The sequence below is a fragment of the Aminobacter sp. P4_D5 genome, assembly GCF_056401815.1.
Window position 1 is genome coordinate 1 of record NZ_JBFUIP010000155.1, and the last position, 13,661, is coordinate 13,661.

21 protein-coding genes and 2 pseudogenes are annotated in these 13,661 nt (G+C 57.8%); 9 read left to right on the forward strand and 14 right to left on the reverse strand.

Annotated features, from left to right (window positions below; translation table 11 throughout):
• The 3 genes from AC1DWF_RS24750 to AC1DWF_RS24760 all read right to left on the reverse strand — a co-directional run.
• Window positions 1-164, reverse strand: a 164-nt coding sequence (locus AC1DWF_RS24750; RefSeq protein ID WP_476789646.1) for a transposase, incomplete at its 3' end; no start/stop codon positions are given.
• A gap of 571 nt (window positions 165-735) precedes the next feature.
• Entirely contained in the window at window positions 736-1,062 is a 327-nt protein-coding gene (locus AC1DWF_RS24755) for a hypothetical protein (protein ID WP_476842155.1), read from the reverse strand.
• A 12-nt stretch (window positions 1,063-1,074) separates the two neighbouring features.
• The gene (locus AC1DWF_RS24760; protein ID WP_476789447.1) at window positions 1,075-1,800 is read right to left on the reverse strand and encodes a hypothetical protein; all 726 of its coding nucleotides are present in this window, start codon (window positions 1,798-1,800) and stop codon (window positions 1,075-1,077) included.
• A gap of 114 nt (window positions 1,801-1,914) precedes the next feature.
• Between AC1DWF_RS24760 and AC1DWF_RS24765 the strand changes: the two genes are divergently transcribed.
• The gene (locus AC1DWF_RS24765) at window positions 1,915-2,253 is read left to right on the forward strand and encodes a hypothetical protein (RefSeq protein WP_476783799.1); all 339 of its coding nucleotides are present in this window, start codon (window positions 1,915-1,917) and stop codon (window positions 2,251-2,253) included.
• A gap of 5 nt (window positions 2,254-2,258) precedes the next feature.
• Here AC1DWF_RS24765 and AC1DWF_RS24770 read toward each other — a convergent pair whose 3' ends face one another.
• A complete protein-coding gene (locus AC1DWF_RS24770; RefSeq protein ID WP_476783800.1) occupies window positions 2,259-2,405 on the reverse strand; it encodes a phage tail terminator-like protein in 147 nt (48 codons plus the stop codon).
• Between the two features lie 45 nt (window positions 2,406-2,450).
• Window positions 2,451-2,843 carry a hypothetical protein gene (locus AC1DWF_RS24775; protein WP_476842156.1) on the reverse strand — a complete coding sequence of 131 codons (393 nt, stop codon included), beginning with the start codon at window positions 2,841-2,843 and terminating at the stop codon, window positions 2,451-2,453.
• A 24-nt stretch (window positions 2,844-2,867) separates the two neighbouring features.
• Between AC1DWF_RS24775 and AC1DWF_RS24780 the strand changes: the two genes are divergently transcribed.
• Window positions 2,868-3,029, forward strand: coding sequence for a hypothetical protein (locus AC1DWF_RS24780; protein WP_476842157.1), 162 nt, complete (start codon window positions 2,868-2,870; stop codon window positions 3,027-3,029).
• 226 nt (window positions 3,030-3,255) lie between these two features.
• Window positions 3,256-3,765 carry a hypothetical protein gene (locus AC1DWF_RS24785; RefSeq protein WP_476789448.1) on the forward strand — a complete coding sequence of 170 codons (510 nt, stop codon included), beginning with the start codon at window positions 3,256-3,258 and terminating at the stop codon, window positions 3,763-3,765.
• Between the two features lies 1 nt (window position 3,766).
• On the opposite strand, the gene AC1DWF_RS24790 is transcribed toward AC1DWF_RS24785, so the two are convergent.
• Both AC1DWF_RS24790 and AC1DWF_RS24795 read right to left on the reverse strand, forming a co-directional pair.
• A complete protein-coding gene (locus AC1DWF_RS24790) occupies window positions 3,767-3,967 on the reverse strand; it encodes a hypothetical protein (RefSeq protein WP_476783803.1) in 201 nt (66 codons plus the stop codon).
• Window positions 3,954-4,130 (reverse strand): hypothetical protein, encoded by a 177-nt coding sequence (locus AC1DWF_RS24795; protein ID WP_476783804.1) that lies wholly within the window; start codon window positions 4,128-4,130, stop codon window positions 3,954-3,956. The genes AC1DWF_RS24790 and AC1DWF_RS24795 overlap by 14 nt, the downstream gene beginning before the upstream one ends.
• Before the next feature lie 89 nt (window positions 4,131-4,219).
• Between AC1DWF_RS24795 and AC1DWF_RS24800 the strand changes: the two genes are divergently transcribed.
• Window positions 4,220-4,666, forward strand: a complete 447-nt coding sequence (locus AC1DWF_RS24800; RefSeq protein WP_476783805.1) for a Ros/MucR family transcriptional regulator — start codon at window positions 4,220-4,222, stop codon at window positions 4,664-4,666.
• Here the strand turns inward: AC1DWF_RS24800 and AC1DWF_RS24805 are convergent, their stop codons facing one another.
• Entirely contained in the window at window positions 4,667-5,146 is a 480-nt protein-coding gene (locus AC1DWF_RS24805; protein WP_476783806.1) for a DnaT-like ssDNA-binding protein, read from the reverse strand.
• A gap of 914 nt (window positions 5,147-6,060) precedes the next feature.
• A pseudogene (locus AC1DWF_RS24810) lies at window positions 6,061-6,285 on the reverse strand (anti-CBASS protein Acb1 family protein); the annotation flags it as partial.
• Window positions 6,286-6,381: 96 nt separating this feature from the next.
• On the opposite strand from AC1DWF_RS24810, the gene AC1DWF_RS24815 reads away from it, so the two are divergent.
• Window positions 6,382-6,681 carry a PRC-barrel domain-containing protein gene (locus AC1DWF_RS24815; protein WP_476783807.1) on the forward strand — a complete coding sequence of 100 codons (300 nt, stop codon included), beginning with the start codon at window positions 6,382-6,384 and terminating at the stop codon, window positions 6,679-6,681.
• Between the two features lie 36 nt (window positions 6,682-6,717).
• On the opposite strand, the gene terL is transcribed toward AC1DWF_RS24815, so the two are convergent.
• From terL to AC1DWF_RS24830, 3 genes are read right to left on the reverse strand one after another with little or no spacing between them, the layout of a single operon-like run.
• Window positions 6,718-7,155, reverse strand: coding sequence for a phage terminase large subunit (terL, locus tag AC1DWF_RS24820; RefSeq protein ID WP_476789454.1), 438 nt, complete (start codon window positions 7,153-7,155; stop codon window positions 6,718-6,720).
• Window positions 7,068-7,697: a hypothetical protein gene (locus tag AC1DWF_RS24825; protein WP_476783808.1), complete on the reverse strand. Its 630-nt coding sequence runs from the start codon at window positions 7,695-7,697 to the stop codon at window positions 7,068-7,070. Before AC1DWF_RS24825 ends, terL begins: the two co-directional genes overlap by 88 nt.
• A complete protein-coding gene (locus AC1DWF_RS24830) occupies window positions 7,694-8,452 on the reverse strand; it encodes a DnaB-like helicase N-terminal domain-containing protein (protein WP_476789449.1) in 759 nt (252 codons plus the stop codon). Before AC1DWF_RS24830 ends, AC1DWF_RS24825 begins: the two co-directional genes overlap by 4 nt.
• A 98-nt stretch (window positions 8,453-8,550) precedes the next feature.
• Between AC1DWF_RS24830 and AC1DWF_RS24835 the strand changes: the two genes are divergently transcribed.
• A complete protein-coding gene (locus AC1DWF_RS24835; RefSeq protein ID WP_476789450.1) occupies window positions 8,551-8,799 on the forward strand; it encodes a DUF982 domain-containing protein in 249 nt (82 codons plus the stop codon).
• Window positions 8,800-8,912: 113 nt separating this feature from the next.
• Window positions 8,913-9,224 carry a DUF982 domain-containing protein gene (locus AC1DWF_RS24840; protein WP_476842158.1) on the forward strand — a complete coding sequence of 104 codons (312 nt, stop codon included), beginning with the start codon at window positions 8,913-8,915 and terminating at the stop codon, window positions 9,222-9,224.
• A gap of 126 nt (window positions 9,225-9,350) precedes the next feature.
• On the opposite strand, the gene AC1DWF_RS24845 is transcribed toward AC1DWF_RS24840, so the two are convergent.
• On the reverse strand, window positions 9,351-9,710 hold the full coding sequence (locus AC1DWF_RS24845; protein WP_476787352.1) for a 6-pyruvoyl trahydropterin synthase family protein: 360 nt from the start codon (window positions 9,708-9,710) through the stop codon (window positions 9,351-9,353).
• A gap of 83 nt (window positions 9,711-9,793) precedes the next feature.
• On the opposite strand from AC1DWF_RS24845, the gene AC1DWF_RS24850 reads away from it, so the two are divergent.
• Together AC1DWF_RS24850 and AC1DWF_RS24855 are read left to right on the forward strand one after the other, a co-directional pair.
• Window positions 9,794-10,450 (forward strand): putative pterin-binding protein, encoded by a 657-nt coding sequence (locus AC1DWF_RS24850; RefSeq protein ID WP_476789452.1) that lies wholly within the window; start codon window positions 9,794-9,796, stop codon window positions 10,448-10,450.
• A gap of 9 nt (window positions 10,451-10,459) precedes the next feature.
• On the forward strand, window positions 10,460-12,874 hold the full coding sequence (locus tag AC1DWF_RS24855) for a putative bifunctional diguanylate cyclase/phosphodiesterase (protein WP_476789453.1): 2,415 nt from the start codon (window positions 10,460-10,462) through the stop codon (window positions 12,872-12,874).
• A 565-nt stretch (window positions 12,875-13,439) separates the two neighbouring features.
• Here AC1DWF_RS24855 and AC1DWF_RS24860 read toward each other — a convergent pair.
• A pseudogene (locus AC1DWF_RS24860) lies at window positions 13,440-13,661 on the reverse strand (type II toxin-antitoxin system HipA family toxin); the annotation flags it as partial.

Here is a 13,661-nt window from a genome sequence, read left to right on the forward strand (position 1 = left end):
GCCAAGGCCGAGATGTTTGCTCCAGGCTCAAAGCTCTTGGCCACCATCGCCGCTTTGAACGCATCAGACCAGCGCCGACGACGCGCAATTGGCGCACCTTCAAACGGAGCCGGAAACGCCTCAATCAAATGAAAATTTCTATCCGCAGGCATAGGCGTAGACATAGAACATGGCACCAATCTGGATCGCTCGTGCCAAATGTCGCCTGAAGCTTTACCTAAAACCAGATGGGATGCCCTTGGCGCTTACTCAGCAGTAGGCATACGGTTTCGCCATTTCCTCAGTGACCACGCGTCCTACCGTTAGAAAGCGGGACATGATCAATCCCACTCTTCATCATCTGCAATGAGTTGTGCGTTCTCAGCTAGCTGTGCAATCTGAAGTGCGCCCATGCCTATCTACGCCGACACAGTGATGTCTTGGAACTGCGCGGCGAGGTTTGAGGTGTTGAACCTGTTCGCTGAGGCTTGGTTGGCCGCTACATCGTGGAAGCGCATAGCGTTATTCGAATTCGGGGTCTACCGGCTCGGGCTCCGCTGTGGCAACCTCGGACCGTTCATTGCGCTCCCGACGCGTCCCCCCATTCTCGTCGAGCGTGTTGAGCCGGACATGCTGAGCGACGTGCTCAGCCAGCACCGGCCCTATTTCGCGAAAAAGCGGCTTCGTCCCCCAGCGCCGTATCGATCTGCTTGGCGATCCAGCCAGCAGCGAGGAGCTTGCCGACGTTGATCTTGGTCAGGGGTGAATTGGGATCACCGTCCAAGTTAGGCTGTTCGCCGTAGACCTCGGCCTTCTTCCGTTGGCAGGCGAGAGCAACGGCTTCTCCCATTTCCAGCCGACAATCGCTGCAGACAGGATCTCGGCGGTGTTGTCCTCGATCTTCGCGGYAGTGACGGTGTTTCGGCCCCCTCGAAGCGCACGGTTCTTGATCGCCCGCTCGACCTGCTTAACCCGATCATCTTCGAGGCTGACGCATTCGATGGTCAGGCCGATCGATGCACCGGTGGCAGGGTGCTTGATGTCGACGCTGATAGTCGACGGCTGAATGGCAAGAATGTCCATGATCTGCTCCGGTTATGCGGCGATGACGTTGGCCGTGCCGCCGCTTGTCGCGGACGCGGTGCCTGCGGGGTTGGTGACCGTCTCAACGACGGTGATCGCGGCGCCGAGGTCGCCGGCGACCGGGACATAGGTCGCACCAATTGCGCCTTTGATGTTGGCGGCACCCTTCTTCCACTGGTAGGTCAGCGCCGGCTCACCGGACCAACGACCGGCCACAGCGGTAAGCGTCTGGCCGACCTGGGCGATACCAGCGATGGCAGGCAGGCGAGAGTTGACCCGGGTTGACGACAATCTCCTTCTGCACAAGGCCGCGCGTGAACACTTCGAGATGAAGTCTTCGTTCCGGCCGTTCGGGCGCTTCGGGCCGGTCACCAAGCCGCGATTGAAGTAGACCGAGTTGGTGTGGCTCGCGTCGGGCGCGTCGGCGTCTTCGAATTTCGTCGCGTAGTAGAACTTGGTCGCCGCTGCAGCGTGCATGGCAATCTGGCCGGCGTCGATCGGGTTGCGGGCGCATTCGACGTCAGGATCGCCAGCGTTGCTGATGCCCTTCTGCTTCTGGGTGACGTCGGTCGCCAGCTCGTCGTAGCTGACGATGTTCGTGTTCATGCCGGTCTCGCCGACGGAACCGACGTTGCCGACCTCGATATAGGTCAGCGCCTCGAACTGTGCCTGGCTGAGATCGGCAGGCTGCGGCGTGGCGCAGATATAGAACTTCCTGCCCCTGTTGGTGTTCGCCATCGGGGTTGCTCCTTATCAATGGCTGACATAAAAACGGCCCCGCGCTAGCGAGGCCGGTTACCCGGATGGCCGGGGATGGTTCCCATTGCTGGATGGGCTTGTTAGGCTGCACCAATGAAGGTGAAAGCTCTCAGTTTTAGAGGGACAGCACTATTCCTCGCCCTCGCTTCGGCGACGGGTTGCGCGTCCCAAGGTGCTTCTGGCCGTGTCAATCAATCGCAATACGCTGTAACTTCGTGCAACGATCTCAACAACGCGATTGGCAAAACCTCGGCGAACATTTCGACGACGGCAATCAATCGCGGCAAGGTGAGCCAGTGGAATATTCCGTTCTGGGCACCGGGAGGCGCCAAGGCTGTCTCGGCAATCAAGAGCAGGCAATCAGCCAAGATCGACCAGTTGCAACAAGAACAGGCCGCCCTCATCACCGCCAGAAGACATCAGTGTAGCTGACTGCCCTACCCGAAGCACTCGTATCTGATCGTCACCGGGACATGCCAATGCGTGTCCTCGGCAAAGGCCGGCGCGACGTCTGAGGCCTTGGCTACCCTGACGGTGATACCGTCTCGGCGCATCGGCAGATCTGCCGGGAAATGCGAGGCCACTTTGCCTGCGATCTCCGTTGCCGCGGGTGTCCCTGCGCCCGCGAGTCAGATAGTTGCGCAGTTGATCGGGCTGGCCAGAAACCAGCTCTTGGCGCGCTCGGGCAACAGCGTGCCCTGAGATGCGGTGAGTCCGATCACCCCTCCCTCTCGCAGCCCTGTGACCCGGTTCACCCTGCCGACGACATCGAGCGCCGTCCGTGTCGAGTTGTCGCCTCGCTCCAAGCCAGCAGTAAGCGCTGTGCGAATGCCTTCCTGCTGATCGGCAATGATGTTCGAAACCATCGTGGTCGAGTGATACCGAAGCCAGTTCTCGGCCTCGACGTTGCGCGCGTCGAACCGGATGACGAAGCGGTGGCCTTCCGGGTCACGCAGCGCCGGCATCTGCTCGACAGTGGCAACACCGCCGCCGTTGAAAGCCTGCCTGATCGCCTCGTCCAAGGGGTGGAATGCCGCCTCGTCGAGATGCATCGCAGCAATGGCGCCGTTGATATCGCCACGCTCAAGGCATTCGACCACCCGCCGAAGCACGAAGTTCGACCGGATGTCGTCGATTGCTTCCAGGAAGGCAGCGCGAAGTGCTGGCTCGTACTGGCCGACGAGGATTTCATTGCTGCCGGGGAGTGAGGCGGACGAGCATTTAGACTCCTACGGAACTTTCCGCCGCCAAGTGAATTTGCCATCTATGACGGTGGAATTCTTACTCGCGCTAGCGTTGGTCGCGTACTTGATCGCGAGTGCGGCCTATTCCTAAGCTGCGCACCACGCCTCAATACAAGCTGTTCGGCTTGAGCATCCGAGTTTCGATAGATTTGCATCAATGCTATCCTCCTCAGCGAAAAAGAGATCGGCAATGATTCTGAGTGAGATTGTAAAGCGGTCGGGTGGCAACTTCGCTATTTTTGCCATCTGTGCATTTGTGCTCTGGATTTGGGCCACGCTGATAAATGGTCTTGCTCAACTCTTGCATCTTTCGACGCCTGACCGCCTGACAAGTGTCGCAACTTCAGTCGCAGAGTCATCCACGTTGCAGGCGATCGTCAGCATCTGGCTTCTCACCGCCGCTGTTGCGATCGCCTTTCCAAGCATTTGGCGGCCACTATCCACGACCACAACGTTGATGTTCGACGTCGGCTACGGGGTCCTTGGAGCGCTTACAGGCTTCGGCTTAGCTATCGGGCTTTTCGGCGGCGGCTGGCATATCTTCATCTGGGCTTTGATCTACAGCGTGATCATTGCAGTCGGTTATGCGCTAGTTCGTTGGTTGTTGCCGCTTTCCGACATGCCGTCATACGGAAAGGGTCGTTGGGTTCTGACCTGTATTCTGTTCGTGGCGTCCCCTTTCATTCTTCTTTGGGGGTAGGTCAGCCCGCCACGAATGCAATGTACGACACAGCCGTCCCCGCCGCTGGCAATGGCCGCAAGTCCTTCATGACATGTTCGGCGCCGTCGATGACCAGCACGTCCGACATGGCAGGCTCTATGGCTGGCACGGCGAACGTGACCTGGTTGTCGGTGGCCACGATCAGCGTGCCATCGACGTATTTCTGCTCAACCCGGCGCACCGTGGCGTCGAGCGGATAGATGGTGACCGTCGGCGCCCGGCTCCCATGGCGTAGCTGGGTCGGGTTCGCCTGTGGTGGTGCGATTCAGCGAGACAACGCCCTGCTTGAACTCGGCAAGGAGTTCGGACGCCATTTCCTGCATCTCGGCGTAGAAACCGGTCATTTTGATCTATCGTCCTCAAAGCACCGGGGTTCCACTGCACTGGAATCTCAGGTAGGCGACATCGCGGAGTATTAACTTGGAGAGTATTGATGTCCGACGAGTTTCCGAATTCTAGCAATCTGCTCATTGAGCTCACCGCTGACATTGTCGCGGCATATGTTTCGAACAATCCAGTGCCCGTCGTAGAGCTTCCAGGCCTAATTGCGCAGATCCATTCCAGCATCGGCAAGCTCGGCACCCCAGCCGCACCGGCTGAAGAACTCACACTTCGGATGCCCATCAAGAAGACGGTCACGCCCGAATACATAATCAGCCTGGAAGACGGTAAGCAGTACAAAACGCTTAAGCGGCATCTTTCGGGATTGGGTCTGACCCCTGACGAATATCGCGCCAAGTGGTCGCTGCCGAGAGATTACCCAATGGTAGCTCAAAGCTACTCGGCAAGGCGTTCAGAATTGGCGAAGAGCCTCGGGCTTGGTCGCAAGCCTGCCGAGAAGACGCCTGTTAAGCGAGCCGGACGGAAACCGAAGGCATAGCTAAACCACCGAGATGCCCATGCCGACGGGTGTTGGCTCCAGCAGCGGAGCCAGCAGTCCGTCGATGACCGAAACTACAGGGCCGGCAATCGCACCCGTTGACTGTTCGCCCTGAGCAAAGAACTCGCGCTCGACGGTGTTGACTTTCTGCCGCTTCACGCGCTTGGCTGGGTCGGCGACCACCGAGAGCGAACCCGGTGCCCTCAGTTCGAGCAACGCTGCGTCATAGCAGGCGTTGACGACGCGCAGCGGGATCAAATCGGAAGCGAGCGCCGCACCGAATGCCGAAGCACCGGTGCGGGGCCATGCCCGTTCCTGCTCAGCGCCTCCCGTCGGCACTCCTGAGAGCCGCAGCCCATAACTGCCGTCGACGTAGGTGCTGCCTCGCTGGCGGGCCGCGCCAATGTCGCCAGCAGGCACGGTGTAGCCGGCGGCAAGGGCATAGGCGGTGAAGTCATCATTCGTTCCGTAGCCGGCCATACCCGATCCTTATCTTGACGAAGGCTCATGAGGCATTTTGTCTTTGCGACCAAAGGCCTAGCGCCTTTATTTCGTGACAATCACATTGATGGTGTGGGTGGCGCCACCACCGGCGCACCAGCAATGAGATAAGCCCTCTCGGTCCACCGAACAGGGTGCAAGGAGATACAAAATGATTGTCCGTCGGTTCTGTCAGTCTTGTGCAGGACCCATTCCACGCGCTGCTCCTCGCTGCCCGTGGTGCCTTAGAAGTTACGCGACTCCTCGTAGCCTTCCGGAACACCTGTTCGGAACGAACCGTGGAGAGGAAGGGCGGACACCCGATCGGATTGTTGATCCGGCGCGCTAGCCTTTTGGGCAGGTGCGTTACCGCACTTAGCCCTTGGCTTGCATAATCAGGCAGTCAGGCCCGGCAGTTTTCCGCCGGGCCCATTGGTCACGGTTGGGTAGCGAGCTCTTCGAGCAATGATCTCAGCCTTGTTGGCAGGCGTCTTGTCGCCGAGCAGCTTAGAGGCCGCCGATTTGAACGACATGAACGGCACGCTCTTGTCGTCGACCATGGCGAGGACATCGGCCGCAGTCTTTGGTTGATCGCCGTCGGCCGGTTCCGTCTTGGACTTACCGGCCGGCTTCATCTCGACACCATTGGCCTTCGTGCGATCGATGAACTCGTCCGAAACATCGCCCTCGATGTCGATGACGCGTTCCTTGCCGGGCAGCACATCCTCAGTTCCGCCCCACACCTTGAAAGCCTTGGTGCGATGCGTGTTGTTCTTGATATGGAATTTCATGGTCTCGTTCTCCGCCAGAGGGAGACAAGGGCCGAAGCCCCTTAGCTGTTGCCCACGGCCTTGCGCAGCACGTCGGGGCGTCGGCAGAAATACAGCGGGTACGAGTAGAGCTCGCCGCGCGTCCTGGGTGCTGTCGGCCTGCCTGTCACGCCAAGCACGCACGCTGTCAAAGGCCGGAATGTCGACGATCTTGCGGGGTAGCCAAGCGCCACGGTAGGCGTTGATCACTTGCTCGTCGCTCAGGATCGGCATCAAATAGAACGAGCTAGCCGCCTTGTCGCGATCGGTCCCGAGACGGGACACGAGGTTGGTCAGGCTGTCGCGGGCGAGAGCCAGGATATTGGCCATTCATTTTCTTTCCGGTGATCACGAATGGAAATCCGTGCGGAACGGTTCGCCAGTTCAGGGGTTAGAAAAGTCCCAGCCCCGAAAAAGGAGAAAAACATGGACCATACCAATCACGTACGCCTCGCCAGCAACGAGCTGAACGCTTCCATTCTTAAGGGTGCGGCTGTTTATGGCGCTGACGACGAAAAGGTCGGCAGCGTTTCGCATGTGCATGGAACCGGCGTTTCGAGCGAGATCGTAATCGACGTCGGCGGCTTTCTTGGCATCGGTGCCAAGCCAGTTGCTGTTGCGGCTACTGAGTTGGATTTCATGCGCGACGAAGATGGAGACGTCCACGCTGTTACGACATGGACGAAGGAACAGTTGAAAGAGATGCCAGAGCATCGCGATTACTGATGGATCAAGGCCCGGTTCTGCCGGGCCTTTTTCTACCTAGATGTTGTCCAGGGTGAACGTCGAGCCCAGCGCAAGCTCATTCAGAGCATCGGCGAAGGCATCAACCTGATCGTCATGCTGAGCATTCGGGAAAGAACAGACCTCATCGAGGAACGTTTCCTTCCATGACCCGCGCACCAGCCTCACATTGCCCGCTTCCGCCTGCGCCGACGCGGGTTTGGCGCGCACTGATTTCTCGCCCGTCGGCCGAACAGCAATCACGTCGTAGCCTGCCAGCAGCTTGACTTTGGTGGCGGCGTCGGCCGTACCGGCAGCGCCTGGGTCCTCTGGCATCCTGATCCTTACGTCCAACCCATCTTGGCTCGCCGTGTTCTTCAGGTTTTTCTCTACGTCGGCGGGCGACCAGCGATCGCGCTTGACATCCTCGACGTAGAAACACCACCGACACGAGCCATTCGAAGCCCGACGGACCAGTCAGGCTTTTTGCCTAGCTTCTGCACGGTTGCTGCAAAGTCCCACGCCCTGCATCGAACCGCGCCGACGGGGACCGCATCAACGATCTCGAAGTCGCCGCGCTGGAACATGCCACCGGAGCGAGGTGTCGGCCGCTGCTGGTATTGACCAGCATACGCATAAGAGCCCTTGGCCTTCTTGAGGCGTTCGATTTCAGTCGGCGGGAACCGCTCAGGAAACAGCAGCTCCCCGTCTTCTGTCCGAGGGTCCTCAAAGAACAGTTCGCCGCCAACATAGGTGCGGCAGACGGTTTCCGGTTCGAACTCCATGGGCAGGTTCAAGTGGATGAACCCGATATCGAGCTCCAGCGCCACCGCCGCGACGTCCTGCTCATGGAGCTGCTGCATGATGATGACGATGGCCGAAGTGGTCACATCGTTGAGGCGGTCGGAAATACCCTCTCGGAAGATGCGGACGGCAGATTGACGCTCCGTGTCGCTCTCTGCCGTTTCCGTCGAATGCGGGTCGTCGATCTTTACCCGATCGCCGCGGCCACCGGTCATCGAACTGAACGGGCGCGCCTCTCCATCATTGTCAGGTTGCGGATCCGTGTGTTTTCAATGCCGGTGCGCTGCGACACGATCTGGTCGGGCGACTGGTCGAACGACAGGATTTGCACCGGGTAGCCGAGCGAGGCGGCGTGGTCCACCCCCTGCATTGCCATCGACGTCTTGCCCTCACCGGACGCGGACAGCATGCCGACCAAGCTCCCGGCTTCCATGTCGCCGCCGAGAATGTCCCGCAACTGCACCAGGGGGAGCGGGATCGCCGGTTTCTTGATCCGGGCCGCGAACGATTCGAGGATCAAATCGACCGTGCCATTAACGCTTTCGTCGCCGGCATCATCCTTCACGCTGGCAAGCGCTTCCTCAATCTTCGCTTCGGCATCCTGTCCGATCTGGCGTGGCGGCATGTCCACCGGAGCGTCATAGGCGACGGCCACCATGTCTTGACCGATGATGATCAGATGCCGGCGAACTGTCAGATCAACAATTGCCTTGGCATAGTCGACAGCGTTGACGACCGTGACGGCCTCGACCGCGAGCCGAACGACATACTGAGCGACGGTCAACTCGCCGATCATGTCGCCTGCCGGAAGAAAGGTCTTCAGCGTGACTGGCGTGACCGCCTTGCCCTGGCGGAACAGATCGCCCGCCACGTCATAGATTTTGCGATGAATAGGCTCATAGAAGTGGCTCGCCGACAGCTCACCCGACACCGCGCCATAGGCGGCGTTGTTGACAAGGATGGCGCCCAAAACCGCCTGCTCGGCCTCGACATTGTTTGGCGCCTCGCGCCACAGATCGCCAGGATGCCCGTTCATGCAACCGTCTCCCCGCACATGCGTTGGTAGCGATGGAACTCAAACCAGCCATATGGGTCAAAGAGACCGACTTCCCGCGACGCGAGATCGCGTCGGTCCCTGATGCCGTGGAATTTCTCGAAGCGTGGCCCCGCGACAAGCGCAATCCGTTCTTCGATCTGGCCGAGAATGCCATGCAGGCTGCGATCAATGGATCGATACCGGTCGAAGAGGCCAGAGAAGCCTTTCAGTCCTTTTGCAGAGAGCAAGGGATATTGGATCAAAATCCGTTGAAAGACTGAGCCGCGGACGGTCGCTACCCTTGAAGCAAGAACCCGGCGTCGCCATTTCTCAGTCAGCTTGTCGCGACCTAGCGYGGCGATTCCCGCGCTTGCTCACAAAACGGTCCAAGACCATGGAGKAAGTGTTGATACCCCAAGTCTTTTCCCGCTCGATATTCGTGAAAGATAGTGATGAAGGCGTCATCGAAATTGCGAACGTTGCCGATGCGACCGACTTTCTTTCCACATGGCCGGAAAGTAGGCGCGGTCCAATCTATAAGACGGCCTTGCGTGCGTGCCATGCCGCGCGAGATGGGCAACTGACTGTTGATGGTGCGCGCAACGCGTTCGCTGGATTCGCGCGATCGGTCGGAATAAGAGAGCCCGACGCGGCTTCGATCGATCCGTGGAAGGTCAAGCCAAAGACTGGCCGGATGCCTCTCTGAAGGGTAGCTCACGCTGCCACTCCCTGCCGCATCATCTTGAACCGCTGGCAGGCCTCGCCGGCTATGGCGATGCCGACTGCCTGGCGCTGCAAAATTGGGTTTTTACAGAGCGCGCTGTTGAAGGTTTTAGCCTGAGGAGCGCCCCCGATATACCGTGCCTTCGGCCTGACCGTCCGGACCCCGCGCGACGGTAATGCGGTCGAGTTGCGGGAGGTGATGCTCCATCCGTTCCCAAATCCAGCGCGCTACATTCTCCAGCGATGGCACGCCAAGACCGTCGATCTCATTGAGATATTTATGATCAAGTAGTTTTCGGATAGCCTCGATCCGCTCTTCCACTTCGTAGAGATTGGCCGGCCAACCAAAAACGGGGTCGGGAGCACCTATCAAGTGAACACTAACTCTAAACGAATGACCATGGAGCCCGGAAAAGGGCGCCAATTGGTGAGCTGCCTCAAAAGTGAACTCCTTGAACGTCTCAATCATTGGCAAGCTGGGACCTATCTGAGTTGTAAAAGTTCGTGGCAATCTGCCATCAGACACCCACGCGGTCAAACGAGTTGCCGCGAATGCCACTGCTTCTTAACTTTAGTGCTCACGGCATTTGGAAAATTGTTGCGATGGGCCGTCAATTCGGTCTTCATCAGCAGCGGCACCAAGCGGTGCAGAACGACAGTTTCAGGGGAGAGCTCGCAATGTATCACGTTTCGTCTTCGATCGTCCGGACCGTGGCGCTGGCATCGTCAATTGCGCTCCTGGCGCTGTCGGCCGCCAAATCGGAAGACGGAAAACTCCCATCACCCAAGGGCCCTCCGATTCTGACAATCGAAGGCAAGATTGGTGTGACCAATTCAGGCAACACTGCCGTATTTGATCGAGCCATGCTCGAAGATCTAGGGGTCACATCATTCGAAACCATGACACCATGGTTTACCGGACCGGTTAAATTCGAGGGCGTCCCTCTTGATCGGATCATGAAGCTCGTTGAAGCAGATGGCGATGAGGTCGTCGCAATAGCGCTCAACGACTACAGTACGACAATCCCGCTAAAGGATTTTGCAGAGTTCGACGTGCTCCTAGCTCTCAAGCGTGATGGTCAATATATGTCCGTCAGCAACAAGGGTCCCCTCTTTATCGTCTATCCTTTTGATCGTGATTCCGAACTTCAGAGCCAAAAATTCTATTCACGCTCAGTTTGGCAGCTTGCACGCTTGGTTATACGGTAGGCCCATAACATGGGACCGTTGTTGGCGCCTGGCTCTCGCCGCGCGTTCGCATTTCATTTGCTGAAAACTCTACTGATCGGCACCATCGCCGCCTTCGCCATTGCCGCGATCTATTTGTCGTTCGTAATCTTTGAACGTCAGGCGTCGATAGGCAAAATCTCCCGATATGACGTGGCCTGGAGTGCCAGCCAGGGGATGAATGAGTATCTGCGGTTGTATCAACGCGTTACTGCCATTGCGGCCTCGCCGAATGAGCCACTCGTTGCCGATGCGCAACTCCGCTTTGATATATTGAAAGGGCGGCTTGACCTCTTCACAAGCGGTCAATTTCAAGCGTTTGTCAGTGAGGCTTCGGAGCGAGAAGACACTGTCAAGCGGCTGTCTGAGCTTATCAAGCAGCTGGACGGACCCATGGGTCGCGTCGGTGAACCTGTAGTCGCCCAATCGATATTGCGGTTGATGGCGCCGCTGGAAGCTGACTTGATTGGCCTAGCCTCGCAAGCCAATCACTATAGCGCCGCGCAGATGGCGAATGTCGACAACGAGCTGCTACGTCTCCATAGCACTTTCTCGGCAGTCGCCGTTGGTTTCTTTCTTTGCAGCTTAGCCTTTATCGGATTACTCCGATGGCACAATCGCCTACTGACGCAAACTTACGATACACTCAACGGCGTGAATGCAGATCTCCGGCGTACCTCCGACGATCTAGAGGCTGCAAATGCTGCGGTTTTGCAAGCCAATCATGCGTTAGTGACTCAGAACGGTTTGTTCGATGCGGCCCTCAGCAACATGTCACAGGGCCTTTGTATGTTTGATGCCGATCAACGTCTCATAGTAAGCAACAGCAAGTTTGCTGCGATGTATGGTCTTTCGAGCGATAATCTTGCGCCTGGAACAACGCCGGAACAAATTAAATGGAGCTCCATCAGAGCTGGAACCTCCATGCAACCAAATGCCGAACTCCTCTATTGGAAGCAACAACAGCTAATTGACCAGGGCAAGCCCGGAATCTTGCTGCAGAAGCTGTCCGACGACCGCATCGTTTCAGTGTGCCATCAACCGATGGATGCGGGTGGCTGGGTCGCCACCTACGAGGACATCACTGAACGTCATCAGGCGGAAGCGCGCATAGCACATATGGCGCGCCATGATCCGCTAACTGGGCTTCCCAATCGCCTGCTGCTTCGTGAGCGCTTGGAACACATGTTAACAGAAGGTCTCACTCATCAGCAGGACACTGCGGTTCTCTGCCTTGATCTGGATAACTTCAAGAACGTCAACGACACGCTCGGCCATCCTGTTGGCGACGCATTATTGCGCGAGGTCGCAGCCCGGATATTGGGGCTCGTTCGTGAGTATGACGTGGTCGCCCGGCTTGGGGGTGATGAATTCATTGTTGTCCAGCCCGCTGTTAGCGGCGACGAGGCAGGACGGGTGGCAGAACGCCTAATCGAAGCCCTTGAAGAGCCTTATCAGCTTGACGGTCACTTGGTAGTTATCGGCGCAAGCATCGGAATAGCGCTGGCGTCCGAAACAACCGATCCTGACGATTTGGTGAAAAACGCCGACCTAGCGCTCTATCGTGCCAAAAGTGATGGGCGCGGGACTTATCAATTCTATCAGCCGGAGATGGACGATCGGTTGCAACGCCGCCGCATGATTGAGCTCGACCTCCGAGCAGCCGATTTCGACAAGGAGTTCGAACTCGCTTTCCAGCCGATCGTTAGTCTCCAAAGCAAGGAGGTCACGACGGTTGAGGCGCTGTTGCGGTGGCCAGGGTGCCAACGCGGTCCGATTTCGCCAGACGAGTTTATCCCAATAGCTGAAAGCACGGGTCTAATTGTACAGCTTGGCGCGTGGGTGCTGGAAAATGCCTGCCGAGAAGCAATGCGCTTACCGGGGAACATCAACGTCGCCGTCAATTTGTCGCCGAGCCAATTCAGAAGAGGTAACATCGTCGACACAGTTTCTGGAGTGCTCTCGATGACAGGCCTTCCCGCCGAGCGCCTTGAACTAGAGATCACTGAGTCCCTTTTGCTTGACGATAGTAAGGAATCCTTGCTTGCGCTGAACCGACTCCATGCGCTCGGAGTTATAATCTCGCTCGATGATTTCGGGACTGGTTACTCGTCGCTCAGTTATTTGAGGAATTTTCCGGTCGATAAGGTCAAAATCGACCGCTCCTTCATCGCGGAGATCGTGGGAAATCGAGACCATATGGCTATTGTTAGCGCGATTGTGAACCTTGCCCATGCCCTAGACATAACCACCGTAGCTGAGGGCGTTGAAACAGAAGAACAGCTGCTGATTATTCGGGCCACCGGATGCGACGCGGTACAAGGACATTTTTTTAGCCCGCCCAGGCCGATTACACAACTTCAGCAATATCTCCAAAGGCAGCCCCATCAGTTGACGCTCGCGTAGCCCGGGTCGGAACTATACGGAGCCGCTATGCGTTCGAAGTGGCAAAGGAGACCGCTATGTTGAGAACGATCGCACTGTTAGCCGTTGGCTACGCCTTCTATCGCTTAGGCCGAGAATTCATTGCCAGCGTTCCGTCTGATTTCAAGCCCATGCCTGCGACGCCAATGAAGCCTAAAAGGCGATCGCCTGCGGCCAAAAATTCGACTTCGACCAAACGTCCCACCGCCAAGGCCGCGTCAGCCACAACGCACTGATGAGGCTGCGTGCCGTCCGGTCGAGTTATCGCCCATACTTTCGGAAGAACATTAGCGAGCCGCAGCGCTCAATGGGGTTACAATCATCAGTTCGTGGCCAGGCGCCGTTGATGTTGCCTTTCTCCCGATCTTTGACCGGGTGTTGATTTCCACTGCGAGCTGACCCGGCGTTTCCACCGAGAAGTTCTCAATGGAAATATCGGGCTGCGCCGGGTCAGCTCGCAGTGGAAATCAACAGCTCACATACACAGCGGAATTCTGTCCGGCCGCCGGACCGGTGTCAACAACGGCCATGTGGCCCCGGCAGAACTTCAAGCCTTTTCCGAAATCCGCAACAAATGTGCCGCGCGCGTCTCTATGACCCCGCGGATGACTTTCAGGATTTCATGTGTAATGCCCGCCTCCTCGAATTCCGCCAGTAGCTTGTCGGCCTGCCCCCCAATGCGCCCTGCCAGTTCGGTCATGTCCTTGACCAAAAGGCGCTGCGCGCCGCGCGTGTCCGGGACGAGCGCGAGCCACTGCTTCAGCTGTAT